Raw genomic sequence first — 15,769 nt, 5'->3', positions numbered from 1 at the left:
GCTGCCGAGGAGGAGGCCGAGTCCATGGCCGACACAGGCCGGCACCCCGCGGCACCGGCGCCGGACCCGGACCCGGGGCCCGCCGAGACGGATCCGGAAACGGACGGCGGGGCGGCCGAGGACGGCGCCTCGGCTGACGGCGCTGCGGCGGACGGCGCTGCGGCGGACAGCTCCTCGGCTGATGGCACGTCGACGGAGACTGAGGCGGGCGGGGCCGAGGCGGCAGAGGCCGTGGCGGCGTTGTCCGAGAGCCAGGCCGAGCTGGCCGCGCAGCGGGAGCTGCGCGAGCGGATCGAGCAGCGGAAGGCGGAGAAGGCCGGACCCATCGCCGCCGGCGCCAAGCTGAGCGGGCAGGCCGCCGATCTGCTCGCCGCCGTACGGGCCGTGGAGAGCGGCGCCGAGGTCGACCCGTCCCTGCTGCGCGCCCCCGCTCCCACCGCGCCGCCGCCGGCCCCGGACACGGCGCCCGCGCGCGCCCCGGAGGCCCCGTCGGCGCCGCGGGCCGCCGCGCCCGGGGCCGTGTCCGCCGTGCGGGCCGTGCTCGCCGAGGGAGGGGCGCCGGAGGCGCTCGCGGGGCAGGTCGCCACCGTGCTCGGGGAGCAGGCGCCGCACGTGCTGCGTGAGGACCCGTGGCAGCTGCTGGCCGTCCCCGGTGTGCGGCCCGAGCAAGCCGACGGGTTCGCGCGGGCGCTGCTCGGGGCGGCCTGCGGCCCCGGCGACGAGCGGCGGGCCGCCGCGCTCGTCGGCTGGCTGCTGGAGCGGGCCGCGCTTCAGGGCCACACCGCGCTGGAGGCGTCGTCGGTGCGCGGCGCGCTGGCCGGGCACGCCGTGCCCGAGCCCGATGAGGCCGTGCAGCACGCCATCGCCGAGGGCGCCGTGCTGGTGTTCCAGGACGGTCTGGACGAGGACGTGGAGGAGACGGAGAGCGAGGCGGGGGAAGCGGAGGGCGGCGAGCAGGAGGCCGCGGCACCGGTCCCGGTGCTGCTCGGACTCGACCGGTACGCCCTCGCCGAGGAGAGCCTCGCCGACGGACTCGCGCGGCTGGTCAAGACGGGCCCCGACGCCTCCTGGGAGGAGGCCGCGGCGACGGCCGCCTCACCCTCGGCCGCCGAGCTGATCCGCGCCGTCGCCGGCCATGGACTCGTCCTGCACACGGGCGGTGAGGCCGCGCGCGCCGAGCCGGTCGCCCTGGCCGAGGCCGCCCGGGCGCTCGGGATGCGCGCGGTCGTCGCGGCCCACGGCGAGAACGGCCGCGGCCGGCTGGGCGCAGGCGCGGTCACCGTGGCCGGGCTGCTCGCCGGCGCGGAGGGCCCGGGACGCGACGCGGACGGCACGTTCGCGCTGGATCTCCTCGTGGTGCTGGACGCGCCGCAGCTGGATGTGGAGACGGCGGCGGTGATCGTGGAATCGCTTCCTGACGGCAGCCGCCTGGTGCTCAGCGGTGACCCCGGGGTGCTCTGGTCGGCGGGCGCGGGCCGGGTGTTCGCCGATCTGCTGGCCGCCGGGGTGTGCCCGCGGATCGCCTCCCGTACCCCCGACGCGGGACCGATCGGCGAGCTGGTCTCCGGGATCGGCATCGGTGAGCTGAACCAGGTGGAGGCGCCCGGCAAGGAGGTCGTGATCGTCCCGGTGCGGGACGCGGGCGAGGCGGTGCACCGCACGGTGCAGCTGGTCGCCGATTCGGTGCCGCGCGCCTTCGGGGTGACCGCGGGGCAGACGCAGGTGATCACCGTGGGACATGGCGGCTCGGCCGGCACCCGCGCGCTGAACGCGGCGCTCAAGCAGCGGCTCAATCCGGGGCCCGGCCGGTTCGGCGGCTTCGACCCGGGGGACAGGGTCGCGTACGTCCCGTCGCCCGGCAGGACGGTGCAGGGCTCGGTGGTCTCCGCGGACACCGAAGGGCTGCGTCTCGACTGCGAGGGCGAGGCCGTCGTCGTCCCCAGGGAGCGGGTCGAGTCGGCCGTACGCCACGGCTGGGCGCTCACCGCACACCAGGCCGCGGGGATGCGGTGGCCCGCGGCGGTCGTGGTGCTCCCCGGCGACGCCGCCCAGGGGCTGAGCCGTCCTTGGGTCTATACGGCCTTCAGCCGGGGCGAGCGCCATCTGTCCGTGGTCCATGGCGTGGACCAGGCGCTTCCGCAGGCGGTGGCCGGTGTCCCGTCCCAGGAGCGCACGACCAGGCTGCGGCCGCTGATCGAAACCCTGCTGGCCCCGGCGGCCCAGCCGGGGTGACCGCGCCGCCGACTCGCCTCATGCCCTGAGTGCCTCGTGGCTGAGCGCCTCATGCCCTGAGCCCGCGTCGACCTGTCGTCGGCGCGGGCCGGAGGGGGCGCCGCGGGATCAGGCGTGCTGCTCCTCCAGATCGTCCAGATCCGGGTCGAGGTCGTCCTCGTCGAAGACCGCGCTGACATCGAAGCGGCAGACCACCTGCTGGGGGTCGGCCTGGTCGAAGGGGGCGCTCAGCCACTCCCCCGGTTCGGGCAGGTCGTCCGCCGCCGCCACCCAAAGGGTGGAATCGCCCTCTTCGAGTCCGAATTCCTTGTGCCGGGAGGCGATCTCGTCCGGTTCGTACTCACCGAAGAGCACCCCGAGGGCGGCGTGCACACTGCTGCCCACCACGGCCCCGGTATCGGTGTCCCCTTCCACATCGGCGATGCGCTGTGCCTGTGCGAGCAGCCGCTGCGGCTCCACCACCGCGTAATCGCGCCTGATCAGCACGGAGAGGGCGTTCGGTTCCTCGGGGCCGTTGTACGGCGGCAGCGAGTCGTCCGGTTCCGGGATCTCGAAGGGGGTGACTTCGTCGTACCGGTTGTAGAGCAGCTCGTCGTAGACCTCGGCCGCGACGGCCAGGGCGTTGAACGCATCGGAGACAGCCGGGTCGTCCTCGCCCGTGCGGTGTTCGACCGCCGCGAGGTGGCGGTCCAGGGCTACCTTGACCGCCTCGGCGGCGGCGCGTACCTCGGCAGCAGTGGGCTGCGCAGCATCAGACATAGTGCAGACGCTATCCGTACCGGGGCTCTGCCCGCACAATAGATGCGAGACCAATCGTGGTAACGGTTCAGTGAACGTGCTGGCAGACGGTAGGAACACGACGGCCCGCCCCCTTCCGAGGAGGCGGGCCGTACATATTCCGTACACCTAGGCGGCGAGTGCCGGGGTGGCCTCTTCCCTTGTCAGAGGGGCGGCCAGCGCTGCGGCCCTGGCCGCGTCCAGACGGCCCGCGACCTGGTGCAGGCCCTCCGGCCACAGGTGGCCGTACACGTCCAGCGTCATGGCCGCCGACTTGTGCCCGAGCATCGTCTGTACGTCCTTCACGTTGGCGCCCGAGGCGATCGCCAGGGAGGCCGCCGTGTGCCGCAGCTTGTGAGGCGTGAGCCCCCGGCCGTCGAGTCCGGCCGCCTTGATCGCCTTGGCCCACACGCCGCGCCATTCCCCGTACGTGATGGCCTCGGTTCCCTCCACGGTGAACAGGAACTCCCCGCGCTTTTTCCCGGAGGCAATCGCCTTCAGTTCCGCACAGAGAAACACGGGGACAGGCAGCGTCCGGCGTTCGTGGTTCTTCGTGTCCTTCAGGATGCGCGTTCCACCCTTGATCTTGCTCCACGATTCCACGATCCGGATTTCCCGCTTTTGCAGCGTGAGCCGGTCAGTCTTGATTGCGGAAATCTCGCCCCACCTGGGGCCGCAGTACGCCTTCAGGCGAACCAGGGTTCCCCACTCCGGCCGCACGGCTCCGGCCGCAACGGCGAGCCTTTCCACTTCCTCGTGTGAGAGGTAGACGTGTTCGCCTGCGTCCCCGGCCACCGGAAGTTCGTGATCCTTGAACGGGTTTTCCGCGATCATCTTCTGACGTATCGCACGCTTCGCCACCATGCCGCCGACACGGAAAATCTTGGTGACGCGGCCCGCCGACATCGTGGTTTCAGACTTACGGCCCGGGAGCTTGTCCAGGTGGGTAATCCACTCGTCCACGCCCTCCCAGTCGATTGCGGACACCTTCCAGTCGCCCCAGTAGGGAATCACGTAGAGATCCAGGATCTCCCGGTAATCCTCCCTGGTCCGCACCCCCGGCCTGCGCAGGTTCGTGAACCAGTCCTCACAGACGACAGAGAAAAGGGTTCCGCTGCGGGACGGATCACGGTACGTGCCGCCACTGATTTGCGTGGTGACGCGGTCCCTTTCCCGCTCCGCATCCGGTTTCGTCTGGCAGGTCTTTGACTTCGGCTTTCCATCAGGGGCGTACCAGCGGACGCGCCAACGTCCGGGCGCCTGTCTCTTCTTCCCGGCCTTCCGCCACTTGTCCATGGCCGTGACGTACTCGGAGTGCTCCGAGCGGTCCTCTATCCATACGCGCGCCATTACTCGCCCCCGCCCTCGAACTTGCGCCGGAACTCCTCCGGGTGCGGCCATTCGCGCCGGAATACCGGAAGGCCCTCGGTCTGGTAACGCCACAGGGCCGCGTCCGTCGTGTATCCCGTACGCGCCGCCTCCAGGGGCATTCCGCCGGAGGCCCATTCCCACAGGGGCCCCGCCGGTACGTCTCCCAGGCCGGTCACGGCCACCTCCTCCTCCTTGTCGGCCATCGGTAGCAGGAAGGCGAGCGGCGAGACGTCGAACACGGCGGCAAACGACATCAGGTCGCCGACGCTGGCCTGTCGAGTGCCGTTCTCGGTTCGCGTCACGGCTGAGTGACTGAACGTCCGGCCCGCCTGCGTGAGCCTGTCGGCCAGCTCCCGCACGGACCAACTCCGGCCAGCGCGAAGCCTTTTCAGGTTGGCGGCAACCGTGGCCGCCGTGGGGTCATCATTCCGTTCCATGTGGTTCAGAGTAGGGCCATTTGGTGCTGAATCCGATACGACCTAGGCCACTTTGATACGCGTCAAGACGCTTCTAGCCGCTTGACGCACCATTCGGTGCGCGTACTATCGACACTGGTGCTGATTCAGCACCAAACGTTGCACCGCCCGGAAGACACCGGCCACCGGCCAGGACCAAGGCAGCGGCCGTTCCTTGAGAACTCCACAGAGCGCAGCGGAGTACGACGACCCCGAGTCGTCGCCTTCCGGGCCGTCTCGTACGGACCGGTTGGGGCCAACTCGGGCCAATCGAAAGGAAGTTGACATGAGCGACAACGAAACGCGCCTGTCCATGGCGCTGGCCTCCCTGCGGAAGGTCACCGGCCCCACGACCAATGAGGACCGCGCCCGCGTGGCCCTCTACCTGGAGTCCATCGAGGTGGAGATGGACCGCATCCGCGCGGACCGTGGCCTGACGGGAGAGAACGCGTGAACGTCAAGCAGACGATGCGCAAGGCGGCCCCGTGGGTCCTGCCCGGCCTCCTGACGACCATCGGGACCGTGTGGACCGTGCAGGCCGTCGGCGGCCTCCTGGTCGACCAGGCGCCCCCGGTGTTCGCCTACTCGGCGGCCCTCCTCTACGACGCGGTATGGCTGTACGCCATGGCGCAGGAGGTCGCCCACAAGCGGCAGGGCTCCAGTGCCCGGCTCCCGCAGGCCCTCGGGTGGCTCTTCCTGGCCGTGTCGGCGGCCGTCATCCTGACGCACGGCCTGATGGTCTCCACGGCGGCCGTGGCCGTCATCGGGGCAGGTATCCCGGTCCTGGCCAAGGCGACATGGATCATGGCCGCCAACCGGGACGCAACCCGCGTCGGCACCGACGCACAGCGGCGCATCGACGCCGTACGGTCCGCCACCCGCGACCGTGTGGCCGTGGAGCGCGCGGCCCTGTCCGCAAAGGCTGTCGGATACCGCGCGGCGGCCGACCTGGAGGCCAGGGAGCTGAAGGCCCTGGGGTCGGCGCAGAAGACGCGCCACAAGGCCGCCGAGACGTACGCGGAGACGGCCACGGCACACCCCGTGCCGGACCGTGCCGCCACCGTGCCGGAAGGGTTCGGGCTCATCACGGATGACGACCTGGCGGCCCTCCTGGAGGGCGCCGTGCCGGGTAGCGAAACCGCAGGTGGCACGCCCTCCGGCACGGTCCGGCACACCGTGCCGGGCACGGTCGACGAAAAGGCCCTGGGGTTCCTGGCCGCCGAGGTCTACGCGACCGACCCGCCGCCCTCTCTCCGGCAGTTCCGGGAGCGGATGCGGGACGGCATGAAGGACCGGAACCTGAAGGGCTCCAACGCCCTTATCGATCAGCTCTACCGGCACGAGGAGGCCCTGCGCGCCGACGCGGAAGCGACGGACTGACGCAGGGAAGACGCCACCCCCGGAGGTCTCGGGCAGGGGCCGCACAGCACAGCGAAGAGGGCCGCTCTCAGTCGAATTGAGAGCGGCCCTTTCGCGTGCCGACAGGCGGCACACGGACACCCTAGGGCCTCCGGCGCGGCGGATCACAGACCGTGACCGAAGATCAGGACGTCTCAGATGTCTCAGACATCCCAGGCAATCCGGGGTACATGAGGTGATCTCACTCCGATATCCCGCCCCCATGGGGGCCCCGTCCGTCTCACCGTCTCACCGAGGCGGCCATCACTCCCCGTAGCAAGCACAGCGGGCCGGAGCCCCTGGCAGGACTCCGGCCCGTCCACGCCACCCTGAGAGGCAACACGTGGACATCACGCATGTTCCCACGGTCAACAAGACCGAGGAGGACACCGGCAGCAAGTTCGGCGCACTCGCGTCGACCGTGACCAACACACTCGATTCGCTGACCCCGGCGTTCGTGCCGTTCGCACGGCGCTGGGACGCGGAGGCGGACCGCAGGCACGCACTGCGCACCCCCGCCAACCTGAAGGCCCTGATCGCCGCACAGCGCGCCAACACGGCCGCTCGCTCCACGGCCGCTACGGCGAAGGTTCAGCGGCAGGCGGCCCGCAAGGCGACAGGCAACCCACTGTCGGCCGAACGCCGGGCGGCCCGCACCGCCGACAAGGGCGCCCGCCGCCACAAGCGGGAGGCTCGTGGAGACCTGACGACGGCCAGGGCGAACTATCCGGCGACGCTGCGGGCACGGGCCCTCCAGGCGCACGCCGTGCACCTCCTGCCCGCGTCGGCCGCCACGCTGGCCATGTCGTCACCGTGGCCCGCCTCGGTCTCCGCGTCGCTGGCCGCCCTGAACGCTGGGGCACTGTGGCTCGGCCGCCGGGCAGTCGTTCTCCAAGTTGACGACGAACTGTCCTCGGAGGAGCGGTTGTTGGTCGGCCGGCTGGACCCTTCATGGTGGGTGGGTCACGCGCCGGAACGGGGCCTGGAGGGCACCGTGACCACTCCCCCGGAGATCACGCCTGGCGGCATCCGCTGCTCCGTCCGGCTCGATGGCACGTGGACCGTGAAGGGCCTGGCCGACAAGACCGACAACATCCGGAACCTGCTCGGGGCCCGCACGTCCCTGCGGATCCGGATCACGTCAGGCACGCGCGGCGGGTGGGCCGTGATCTCGCTCGCCACGCGCAAGGCGACCGACGGCACGTCGTCGCTGTGGACGCCCGACCTGATGCCCGTTGACCCCTCCCTGATGTCCCTGGGGGTCGACACGGAGACCGGTGAACACGTGCTGGTCCCGTTCGATGAGCGGCTGTTGGTCTCCGGCGCGTCCGGCACCGGCAAGTCGTGGTCAACGCGTCCGCTCATGGCGACCGCGCACCTGCGCGGGGATCTCGTCCTGATCGACGGCAAGGGCGAAGAGGCGAATATCTGGGAGAAAGTCTGCCGGGTAGCCATCGAATCGGGCGAGATAGACGGAGTAATTGACGAAACCCACGCCGAAATGACCCGCCGTAAGCGGGAAATGAAGTCGCGCGGCATCAGCGTGTGGGACGGCCGACAGATCACAGTCGTGATCGATGAGGGTCAGGTGGTCCTGTCTCAGGTCGCCCGGGACAAGGACCGCCTACAGCGTCTCGTGGAACTCTCCTCCCTCGGCCGGTCCCGGGGTGTCGTCATGTGGTGGGCGACTCAGTACCCGGTGACCGACGGCAGGGCGCCCGGAGTTCACAACCTGATCGCTCCCAACCTTCTGACGCGTTTCTCTCTCCGCGTCGCTGGCACGACTCAGGCTCAGGTGGCTTTGGACGATTGCGCGAACTACGCGCCGCACCAAATCCCCCAGGGCAAGGAATGGCGCGGCCACGGATACCTGAAGGGTTACGGCCCTCGGATGATCCGCACATGGACGCTCGATGACGCGGGCATCAAGGCGCTTCCGTCGAACGTATGGAATCCCGGAAGCGAAAACGGGCCGGATGATCCCACGCCCTCCCGGACTTTGACCCTGGTCAAGGAAGAGGGCAAGGCACCGGCCGACAGGGAAACGCGCATCCGGCTGATTCAGGGAGCACAGCAGACCGGAGCGCGCACGGTCGATGAGATCGCAGAAAGCACCGGAATCCCTCGGGCCTCAGTCGGCCGGATTCTCCAAACACTGAAATCGGAAACCGCGTAACTCCCTCTCGCCCGCAAAGGAGCAGTCCTCATGTCTCACAACCCCATGACCGAGGAAGAGGCGCGCGAGTCGGCGCGGCTCATCGTCCAGGCGTACACGCCGGAGTCCCGTCCCGCCGTCCGGCGGGACGTGGCCGCCCTCCTGGAGCGGCACCAGGAGGAGGCCAGGCACTACGCCTCCACCCCGTACGTCCCGCAGGCGGATCCCGTCCGGCCGACGGAGCCCATGCCCGCGTGGGCCAAGGGAATTGCCCTGGCGGCCCCCACGACCGGCGCAGGCGCGTGGCTGGCCCTGGAGGGCGTCCGGGGCGTCCTGGAGGCCGTCTCCGTGGAGCTGGCCGCCGCACTCGGCGTAGGTGGCCTCTTCCTGTGGCTGGTACTGCGGGCCGCCGCACAGCGTGGCCCCCGGAAGGTGGTCAACGACTACCGGGGGTCCACGATCAACAACAGGAAGTCGTCCGGCGTCACATACAAGTCCAACAACGGCTGATCGCTCCACCGATTCGGGGTGATTCGGGAGACCTGGAAGACCTGGAATCCACCCCGGAATGAAGGCCACGGCCGCCACGGGAAACGGCACTTCAGGTGCCTTGGAATCCACCTGGAACAACACCTGGAAGCAGGCCGCCGCAAGAGACACGAGAGCCCCCCAGGGACAACCTGGGGGGCTCTCGTGCGTTTCGGGGGTCTCTCACTCGGCCCGGACGAGACGGGCGCTCTCCTCCAGGACAACGGACTTCAGGGCCGCCTCCTCCAGGATGATCGGAGGCTCCGTCAGGAGATCCCTGATCTCCGCCAGGGCCGCCCCGTCGGCCGTGGCCCGCTCCGGCAGGGCGCCGCCCTCCAGGAGACTCCTGATCTCCCCCAGGGTGGCCGCCTCCCGGCACGTGTGGCCACTGAAGGACTCCCGCAGGTACCCGCAGCGGGGGCACCGGCCGGAGCCGCTGAGAGACGCGTTCACGGCCGTGTCATCGACCACGCGCCCCATGAAGTCGTCCCACGTCGGGCCGTTCTCCCGGAGCGTGTCCAGCCGCTTCAGAATGTCCGCCGTATCGCTGTCGCCCGTCGACCCGATGCCGCCGGGAATGTCGTACGCCATAGCTGCCAGCCTCCTGCGCACTGAGCGCGTGTCTCCCTGCGCCGTCGGCGCAGGTCGCAGGGAAGAAGCCACCCCGGGGCGCCTCCGGCCATGGTCGACTGATCACGCCGGGGAATGCCTCTTTCCGGCGCCCATTCTCCCCCGTATGGTCCACCCCATGGCAACAGGTTCGGCATTCAGACCGTGGGTGCGTATGAACGACGGCCGCAAAGCAGCGGCAATCAATACAGGCGTGACCGCCAAAACCGCTGCCGTGTGCCCCAATTGCTCACACACTTCCCGGCGGCACGGCCCGGACGGCTGCACCGGTCTGACGGAACTTGGCGGCCCGGAATGCTCGTGCCGCCAACTGCCCACCACGAGGGACCGCCAGAAAAGGTTCGTGAATGACGCTGTGGAGCGAGCGGAGGCATAGGCCGTGTCAATCACCACCAAGGCAGAGCGCGACCTTGCCCGCGCCCTGGGGCTCTGCACCCGCTGCGGCTCCCCTCTTCCCGAGGAACACCAGCTCCTCCGCTGCGGCCCGTGCGTGAACTCCCAGCAGACAGCGAACGCGACGAGAAAGAACGTACGGAAAGCACGCCGGGCGGCCGGTCTCTGCGCCTGGTGCGGCGCCCCCTCGGGTGAGCATTTCCAATGCCGGGCCTGCGCCAGCAGGAACAACGCCTATCAGCGAGAACGACAGCAGCGAATACGCGAGGGGACGTGGCAGGACTAAGCTGTACCTGTCGGCTGGCCAGCCTCCCGACGACGTCAACACAGAGAGAGCCCCCGGGACATGACGAGCCCCCGGGGGCTCTTTCGTGTTCCGGTGTCAGCAACAATGTTGACCCTGACCTGGATTGATGGCCTGGGCCGGCTGGAATCCCGTCAATAAGCGGCCCGCCCACGCAAGGGCGCACGCGCCGGATTTTCCGGGCCGTCGATCCCAGCCGACAGATCAGCACCTGCGGTTTCCTGACCACCTGAGTGACCACCTCCCCATACCCCCTGACCTGCATAGACTGACCTGAGCCCGTCAAGAGGTGACCGGCCAGATGACCACCCTCCGGCGCCACCCGTCCCACCCCGCCCTGCGGAACGCAGAATGACCACCTGATTGACCACCACCATGGACCACTGACCTGCACAGACGTCGCTTTGGTGTCCCGCAGGTGACCACCCAGGTTGCCACCATGCCCAATTAGCAACAGATTGAACCCATTTGGCGCGCAGGCGGGACCCGCCGGGGTCATCCGCAACGCTCCGACCTGCGGTTTCATGAGCGTCAGGGCGGCCCTTCCGCGTGGCCGCTAGTGGGCCATCCAGGGGCGCGGAGGGAATCACGCCGGGGCAGTGCCGACAGGGCGCCAGAGGGGGCATTCTGTGGGCCGTTCTGGATCACTCAGGCTCGATCGCCCACGGGGCCCCGGAGTTGACGGATGGACGACCGTAACCGGGGGCCCCATTTTCGTTCCGGTGGGAGGAATTGGTTTTCTCCTTGGGAGGCATTTTCTCGATCCGGCCCGGCCTCCGATTTCCCTCGGTTTTCCCGCTGGCTTCACGCCTCCCCCTGCCTGCCTCACTCCTCCACCCACTCCGGCACGTCTCACCTATCAACCCCACTGGCTACGCACGCAGTTGCCACACACCCACCGGCATCACACCTTCAGGCAAGAGGCCACCTCCTCCGGCCTCGACCCTCCGGCTCCCGTCGTGGCGGCCGTCGCCTCCTCGGTCGTGTCACTGCCGCTCGCCCTGGCCGTCGGCACGGGGTGGACCGGACAGAGGACCGGAGGCCGTACCCTCGACCCCTCGGCCCGCCCTGCCGCTCCCCTGCCTCCGGCTCAGCACCACCCCACTCCCCTGCGTACCGACATGGAGGCCGGGCCCGAGGACATGAGCCCTGGAGGCACGGCTAGCCAGTCAGGCGCCTGTCATCTTTAGACCTAATGCTGACAACCACTCCGATCCAATGCAGCGATCCGGACATACCGGCACGTACCGTGCGTCAGATCCAATCAATCCGATGGTGATTTGCTGACAGCAATTGACGACAGGTGCGGACCCATGCCAGTGTGGCCGCTGTCAGCAAAACCCCCAAAGGAGACAGCGATGGCCAAGCGGCTCTACTCCCGAGTGTCGACCGCCAGTCAGTCACTCACCCGGCAGCGGCACTTGTTCGCAGAGGCAGGGCTCACCGACAAGCAGGGAAAGCCTGCCGACAGCGTGCACGTCTACGAAGATCCAGCCACCTCCTCCAAGATCCCCGCACTCGACCGCCCGGCCTTCCGCCGCGTGGCGGAGGAAGCGCACCCCGGCGACGACCTGTACGTGTCGGAACTGTTCCGCCTCTGCCGAGACGTGGCCGACATCCAGGCCGTCATCAAGTTCTGCCGGAGCCGGGGCCTGGCGCTCCGGGTGCTGAGCGGGCCCCTGAGCCAGTTCAAGAACCTGGCGGAGGACGACGCGACGATTTCCCTCGTGGTCAACGTCCTGGTATCCGTCGGCCAGTTCCAGCGCGACATTCAGAACGAACTCACCCGGGAGGGCGTGGAGGCAGCGGAGGCGCAGGGCCGCTACCGAGGCCGCCGACCGGCCGTGAAGAACGCCGACGACGTACGGAAGGACTACCAGGAGGAGGGCCTGAGTATCGCCGCCCTGGCCCGTAAGTACGGCGTGAGCCGGGGAGCGGTCCGCACCGCCCTGGAGGGCCTGCTGCCCGGCCAGGCTCCGGCCGTGGAGACGGCCGTGGACCTGGAGGTGACGACCGGCCCCGAGGGCGAGTGGCCGGGACAGTTGGCCGTACCCGTGGAGGCGCCCACCGGGTCGGCCAACGTGCGGGAGGTCTCCAAGGTTCTGAAGGCCGCCGGGTACCGGCCGCGCAACGGGGAGAGCATGAGCGGACGCGGCGGGTACAACGCGCACCAGGACCGCCAGCGCGTACGCGTCGTGCACCGCTTCGGGCCGGAGGGTGACGCGATGACCGAGCAGGAGTCGGCCGAGGCGCGCGCCGAACTCCACGACCGGTACGCCCGCGTGCTGGCCGAGGGCGGGTATCCCCTGGAGGCACGGGAGCCGGGCGCCCCGGTCTACGTGGCCGGAGCCAAGGTGAAGGCCAGCGACCGGCCGAAGGAGCGAACGGCCATCGTCGTCATGCCGGGCACCCTGGCCGACCACCTGACCGAGGACGGCACGGCGCCCATGGAGGACGGAACGGCCACCCGCAAGGCCCTGACGCAGGCGGAGACCGTCCGGCGCGGCAAGGGGTACAGCCTCCGCGTCCTGGCCCCGATGAGCGTGCACCGTGAAATCCTCGAACTGGCCTGGCCGTTGGCCGGTGGGGAGGGCTCCGAGTCGACCCCGGCGGAGCGGAAGGCGTACCGGGCGTACGCCGACCGGATCGAGGAGGCGGCCACGGCGTTCTGACCGGCACGGCCTGACGTACGGGACCACGCAACCAGAGGAGCAACTGAGATGTTCGAGATCATCCGCGCCATGGCCACAGCGGTGGCCGTCCTGTCGGCGAAGTGGGCGGAACTGAGCCGCCGATAGACGGCCAGCCGGAGGCCACGGACGGCCGCCTGAGACACGGAGAGCCCCCGACCGAGGGAAGCGGTCGGGGGCTCTCTGCTGCACACCTCCTCGGGCGTACAGAGCCAGCCTGCCACGTACGCCGGGGCCTGCCCGGCGGGACCTACGCGCCGACGGGGCGAACGCCCCGGAGACCCTTGATCACCGAAGGAGCGACAACGCTCCCGTCCGACTCGTTCAGTACGAGCATGTAGATCGTTTCGGGAATGGCCGGATCAACCCCCAGGGCGACGACCGGCCGCACCGTGCCGTCCTCGTAGTGCGCTTCGTACGGGCGGTTCGGATCGGCGTGGAGCATGACAGGAGCCCTCCAATTGGGTACGGCCGCCAGTGCGGCCCTGGAGGGCTCCCCCTGCCGCCACGTCCTCACCCCCGGTCGGTCATGCGACCGACCAGAAGAAGCCACCCGGGGGGCGCCGCCGGTCGGCCGGACGCATGGGACCGAGGACAGGGGGGGGCCGGGTGGCCTCTTCAGCGAGCACCGGCCCGCAGGCCGGTGGGAGACCCGTTCAGGGACGTATGCCGAACCCCTCGGCGTAGGAGAGCGTGGAGCGTTCCCGTGCCGCGTCGGCGCACACCTGCCGGTGAGCCTTGGCGATAGCCGCCCCGACCGTCGACCGGCCCGGGAACCGTCGCGCCCCGAGGCGGAGGGCCTGGCGCCGGAGCGCTTCCCTGCCGCCGGGGTGGGTCACGCCGTTGTCATGGAGCCACTGTGCCCACTCCTCCGGGCCCGCTCCGGCCCGAGGCTCCTCGGATACCTCCACGGGTGCGTGAGTGTCCCTGACGGCCTCCTGTGCCGCCCTGGGGAGCTGTACCGGGATCGGGCCGCCCAGGAGGAGGCGACGCAACAGTTCGTCGTACGTCTCGCCGTAGTCATTCACGCCCGTGCCGCCGGGGCGGAAGTCGACCAAGTGCGGGACCTTGCCGCCCTGCGAGTAGTCGTATTCAGCGCTCATGACGCCAGTCTGCCGCCCGTTCTGTACCTCCGACTGTTCCCGTAGTCCCTAACTGTTCCCCCCTATAGGGGGGGGAACAGGGAACAGTCTGGGCCGTGGGAACAGGGGAACAGAAAGTGGGTACAGGTCTGACCTGGGCTTTTGCATGATCAGGGAACAGTGGGAACAGTTTTGGGAACTGTTCCCCGATCATGGTCTGAAACCCCCTCTGGGAACAGGTTTGGGGAACAAGCAAAACCCCCCATACCGGACACGGCTGGGGGGTCATGCTCAGGGCACCTGGGACAGTCGCCCGGGGCCCCTCACTCCTCGATCGTTCCCTGTCCCTCGGCGGCCTTCCGTGCGATCAGTTCCTTGTGAGCCCTGGCTACCTTGGCGGCCTCGGCCGCCTTCTTGGGGAACCCCTCCAGGCCCTTCACGTTGGCCTCCTGGATCAACCGGTCACGCCCCATGGCCTCCCGCACCCCGGCCGCGTAGAGGACGCCTGCCCACTGCTCCGGCGTGTTCGCCTCCCCCTCCGGCTGCGGGTCGATGTCGACCATGACCAGGGAGGTGACCGGCCGCCCGTAGAAGTCGGTGGCCCCGTCGATCGCCACGACGTGCGGCGCCAGGGTCACGACGGAGCCGGTGGGCATGTCCTTCTGCTTGCTCGCCTCCACCTCCACGTACGTCATGGTCTGGCCCCGGTCGTCCAGGCTCATTTCCTTCGGGATCACCTTCAGTTCCGTGTCCGCCGCCGCGTAGACGGCCGAGGCACCCCGGGCCCGGATGTCCCGGCCTTCCTTGCCGTGGCCGGAGTGGTGGACCGTGAGGACGGCCGCGCCGGTCCGGTTGGCCATGGCCGCCAGCTTCTTGCAGATGCGCGCCATCTCGGAGTTGCTGTTCTCGTCGGCACCCGTGGCGCACTGCGCCTGCGTGTCGACCACGACGAGAGCGGGCCGCACGTGCTCCAGGAGCGCCCCCAGGGCCTCCCACTCCGTGCTCCCGATCTCGATCGGGGCGGGCCGCATGTAGAACGCGTGCCGCTCGCCTGACGTCCCGTACTGCTGGGAGTACGCGGCCATGCGCTTGCCCCACGCCTTAGAGCCCTCGGAGCACACGTAGACGACCGGTCCGGCGTTCGTCTCCCGCCCGTACCAGGGGCGGCCGGTGGCCACGCTGATGGCCATGGACAGGGCGATGAACGACTTGTACGAGCCGGAGGGCCCGACAAGCCACGCGGCCGACTGGCGCTCCAGGACGTCACGGATCAGGTGGGGCTCCGCCCCGATGGCCGACAGGTCGAAGTGCCAGCCGTCTGTCAGGTTGAGGCTCTGCATGGTGGAGGTGGCCCCGGTGCCGCCCTGGGGCGCGGGAAGCGGCACGGCCGCCTGCGCCGCCCTCATGGACGCCTGCCGTGCCGCCGCCATGACGCTGAAGGGCGTGTGGTACGGGTCGAGGCCGTTGGCCTGCGCCCACTCCCTCAGCTCCTTCATGCTGCGCGTGGTCTCGTCCGGCGGAATGGACCCCGGGAGGTCGCTCCAGTCGTTCTGTTCGGGCATCACTGTGTCTCCTGAAGGTGGTGCCGCCACCTGTGGAGAGCCCGCCAACTCTTGTACCGTGGGTACTGGAAAGGAGAGGTTGCGGACTGTCCACAGGGACGGACTTCTGACTTCTTCTGGGAGGCCCGGGGTTGCTGCCCTGGGCCTTCCGCTTGCCTGCACTCCGACCGGCCTAGGCCAGCCGGCCGATTG

General features: G+C 69.6%; 13 protein-coding genes. 6 read left to right on the top strand and 7 right to left on the bottom strand.

Features of this window, described 5'->3' with window-relative positions:
- Positions 1-24: 24 nt before the first annotated feature.
- Positions 25-2,232, top strand: a complete 2,208-nt coding sequence (locus ACFVWW_RS21815; protein ID WP_386879111.1) for a helix-hairpin-helix domain-containing protein — start codon at positions 25-27, stop codon at positions 2,230-2,232.
- Positions 2,233-2,340: 108 nt separating this feature from the next.
- Here ACFVWW_RS21815 and ACFVWW_RS21810 read toward each other — a convergent pair whose 3' ends face one another.
- The 3 genes from ACFVWW_RS21810 to ACFVWW_RS21800 all read right to left on the bottom strand — a co-directional run bounded on the left by ACFVWW_RS21810 (position 2,341) and on the right by ACFVWW_RS21800 (position 4,817).
- Positions 2,341-2,991 (bottom strand): hypothetical protein, encoded by a 651-nt coding sequence (locus ACFVWW_RS21810; protein WP_384183031.1) that lies wholly within the window; start codon positions 2,989-2,991, stop codon positions 2,341-2,343.
- 147 nt (positions 2,992-3,138) lie between these two features.
- Complete coding sequence (locus tag ACFVWW_RS21805) at positions 3,139-4,305, bottom strand: tyrosine-type recombinase/integrase (protein ID WP_386879029.1); 1,167 nt, start codon at positions 4,303-4,305, stop codon at positions 3,139-3,141.
- A 53-nt stretch (positions 4,306-4,358) separates the two neighbouring features.
- On the bottom strand, positions 4,359-4,817 hold the full coding sequence (locus ACFVWW_RS21800; protein WP_386879030.1) for a helix-turn-helix domain-containing protein: 459 nt from the start codon (positions 4,815-4,817) through the stop codon (positions 4,359-4,361).
- A 304-nt stretch (positions 4,818-5,121) separates the two neighbouring features.
- Between ACFVWW_RS21800 and ACFVWW_RS21795 the strand changes: the two genes are divergently transcribed.
- The 4 genes from ACFVWW_RS21795 to ACFVWW_RS21780 all read left to right on the top strand — a co-directional run bounded on the left by ACFVWW_RS21795 (position 5,122) and on the right by ACFVWW_RS21780 (position 8,898).
- Positions 5,122-5,289, top strand: a complete 168-nt coding sequence (locus tag ACFVWW_RS21795; RefSeq protein WP_386879031.1) for a hypothetical protein — start codon at positions 5,122-5,124, stop codon at positions 5,287-5,289.
- Positions 5,286-6,215: a hypothetical protein gene (locus ACFVWW_RS21790; protein ID WP_386879032.1), complete on the top strand. Its 930-nt coding sequence runs from the start codon at positions 5,286-5,288 to the stop codon at positions 6,213-6,215. Before ACFVWW_RS21795 ends, ACFVWW_RS21790 begins: the two co-directional genes overlap by 4 nt.
- A 361-nt stretch (positions 6,216-6,576) precedes the next feature.
- The gene (locus ACFVWW_RS21785) at positions 6,577-8,409 is read left to right on the top strand and encodes a helix-turn-helix domain-containing protein (RefSeq protein ID WP_386879033.1); all 1,833 of its coding nucleotides are present in this window, start codon (positions 6,577-6,579) and stop codon (positions 8,407-8,409) included.
- A 30-nt stretch (positions 8,410-8,439) separates the two neighbouring features.
- Positions 8,440-8,898 (top strand): hypothetical protein, encoded by a 459-nt coding sequence (locus ACFVWW_RS21780; protein ID WP_386879034.1) that lies wholly within the window; start codon positions 8,440-8,442, stop codon positions 8,896-8,898.
- A gap of 201 nt (positions 8,899-9,099) precedes the next feature.
- On the opposite strand, the gene ACFVWW_RS21775 is transcribed toward ACFVWW_RS21780, so the two are convergent.
- On the bottom strand, positions 9,100-9,507 hold the full coding sequence (locus ACFVWW_RS21775; protein ID WP_386879035.1) for a hypothetical protein: 408 nt from the start codon (positions 9,505-9,507) through the stop codon (positions 9,100-9,102).
- A 2,094-nt stretch (positions 9,508-11,601) separates the two neighbouring features.
- Between ACFVWW_RS21775 and ACFVWW_RS21770 the strand changes: the two genes are divergently transcribed.
- Positions 11,602-12,915, top strand: coding sequence for a recombinase family protein (locus ACFVWW_RS21770; RefSeq protein ID WP_386879036.1), 1,314 nt, complete (start codon positions 11,602-11,604; stop codon positions 12,913-12,915).
- A gap of 268 nt (positions 12,916-13,183) precedes the next feature.
- Here the strand turns inward: ACFVWW_RS21770 and ACFVWW_RS21765 are convergent, their stop codons facing one another.
- The 3 genes from ACFVWW_RS21765 to ACFVWW_RS21755 all read right to left on the bottom strand — a co-directional run bounded on the left by ACFVWW_RS21765 (position 13,184) and on the right by ACFVWW_RS21755 (position 15,577).
- Positions 13,184-13,378, bottom strand: a complete 195-nt coding sequence (locus ACFVWW_RS21765; RefSeq protein WP_386879037.1) for a hypothetical protein — start codon at positions 13,376-13,378, stop codon at positions 13,184-13,186.
- A gap of 211 nt (positions 13,379-13,589) precedes the next feature.
- Complete coding sequence (locus ACFVWW_RS21760; RefSeq protein ID WP_386879038.1) at positions 13,590-14,036, bottom strand: hypothetical protein; 447 nt, start codon at positions 14,034-14,036, stop codon at positions 13,590-13,592.
- Between the two features lie 302 nt (positions 14,037-14,338).
- A complete protein-coding gene (locus ACFVWW_RS21755; protein WP_386879039.1) occupies positions 14,339-15,577 on the bottom strand; it encodes an AAA family ATPase in 1,239 nt (412 codons plus the stop codon).
- Between the last annotated feature and the right edge of the window lie 192 nt (positions 15,578-15,769).

Origin of the sequence: Streptomyces sp. NPDC058198 (genome assembly GCF_042882605.1) — a bacterium.
Classification (GTDB): Bacteria; Actinomycetota; Actinomycetes; order Streptomycetales; family Streptomycetaceae; genus Streptomyces.
The sequence above is the reverse complement of the archived record's forward strand: the minus strand, read 5'-3'. Positions and strand labels throughout refer to the sequence as shown.

What these genes read in the sequence shown, in the direction of transcription:
- ACFVWW_RS21760 (WP_386879038.1), bottom strand. Translation starts at nt 14,036, where the DNA reads ATGAGCGCTGAATACGACTACTCGCAGGGCGGCAAGGTCCCGCACTTG.
- ACFVWW_RS21800 (WP_386879030.1), bottom strand. Translation starts at nt 4,817, where the DNA reads ATGGAACGGAATGATGACCCCACGGCGGCCACGGTTGCCGCCAACCTG.
- ACFVWW_RS21805 (WP_386879029.1), bottom strand. Translation starts at nt 4,305, where the DNA reads ATGGACAAGTGGCGGAAGGCCGGGAAGAAGAGACAGGCGCCCGGACGT.
- ACFVWW_RS21765 (WP_386879037.1), bottom strand. Translation starts at nt 13,378, where the DNA reads ATGCTCCACGCCGATCCGAACCGCCCGTACGAAGCGCACTACGAGGAC.
- ACFVWW_RS21815 (WP_386879111.1), top strand. Translation starts at nt 25, where the DNA reads ATGGCCGACACAGGCCGGCACCCCGCGGCACCGGCGCCGGACCCGGAC.
- ACFVWW_RS21780 (WP_386879034.1), top strand. Translation starts at nt 8,440, where the DNA reads ATGTCTCACAACCCCATGACCGAGGAAGAGGCGCGCGAGTCGGCGCGG.
- ACFVWW_RS21775 (WP_386879035.1), bottom strand. Translation starts at nt 9,507, where the DNA reads ATGGCGTACGACATTCCCGGCGGCATCGGGTCGACGGGCGACAGCGAT.
- ACFVWW_RS21755 (WP_386879039.1), bottom strand. Translation starts at nt 15,577, where the DNA reads ATGCCCGAACAGAACGACTGGAGCGACCTCCCGGGGTCCATTCCGCCG.
- ACFVWW_RS21770 (WP_386879036.1), top strand. Translation starts at nt 11,602, where the DNA reads ATGGCCAAGCGGCTCTACTCCCGAGTGTCGACCGCCAGTCAGTCACTC.
- ACFVWW_RS21795 (WP_386879031.1), top strand. Translation starts at nt 5,122, where the DNA reads ATGAGCGACAACGAAACGCGCCTGTCCATGGCGCTGGCCTCCCTGCGG.
- ACFVWW_RS21810 (WP_384183031.1), bottom strand. Translation starts at nt 2,991, where the DNA reads ATGTCTGATGCTGCGCAGCCCACTGCTGCCGAGGTACGCGCCGCCGCC.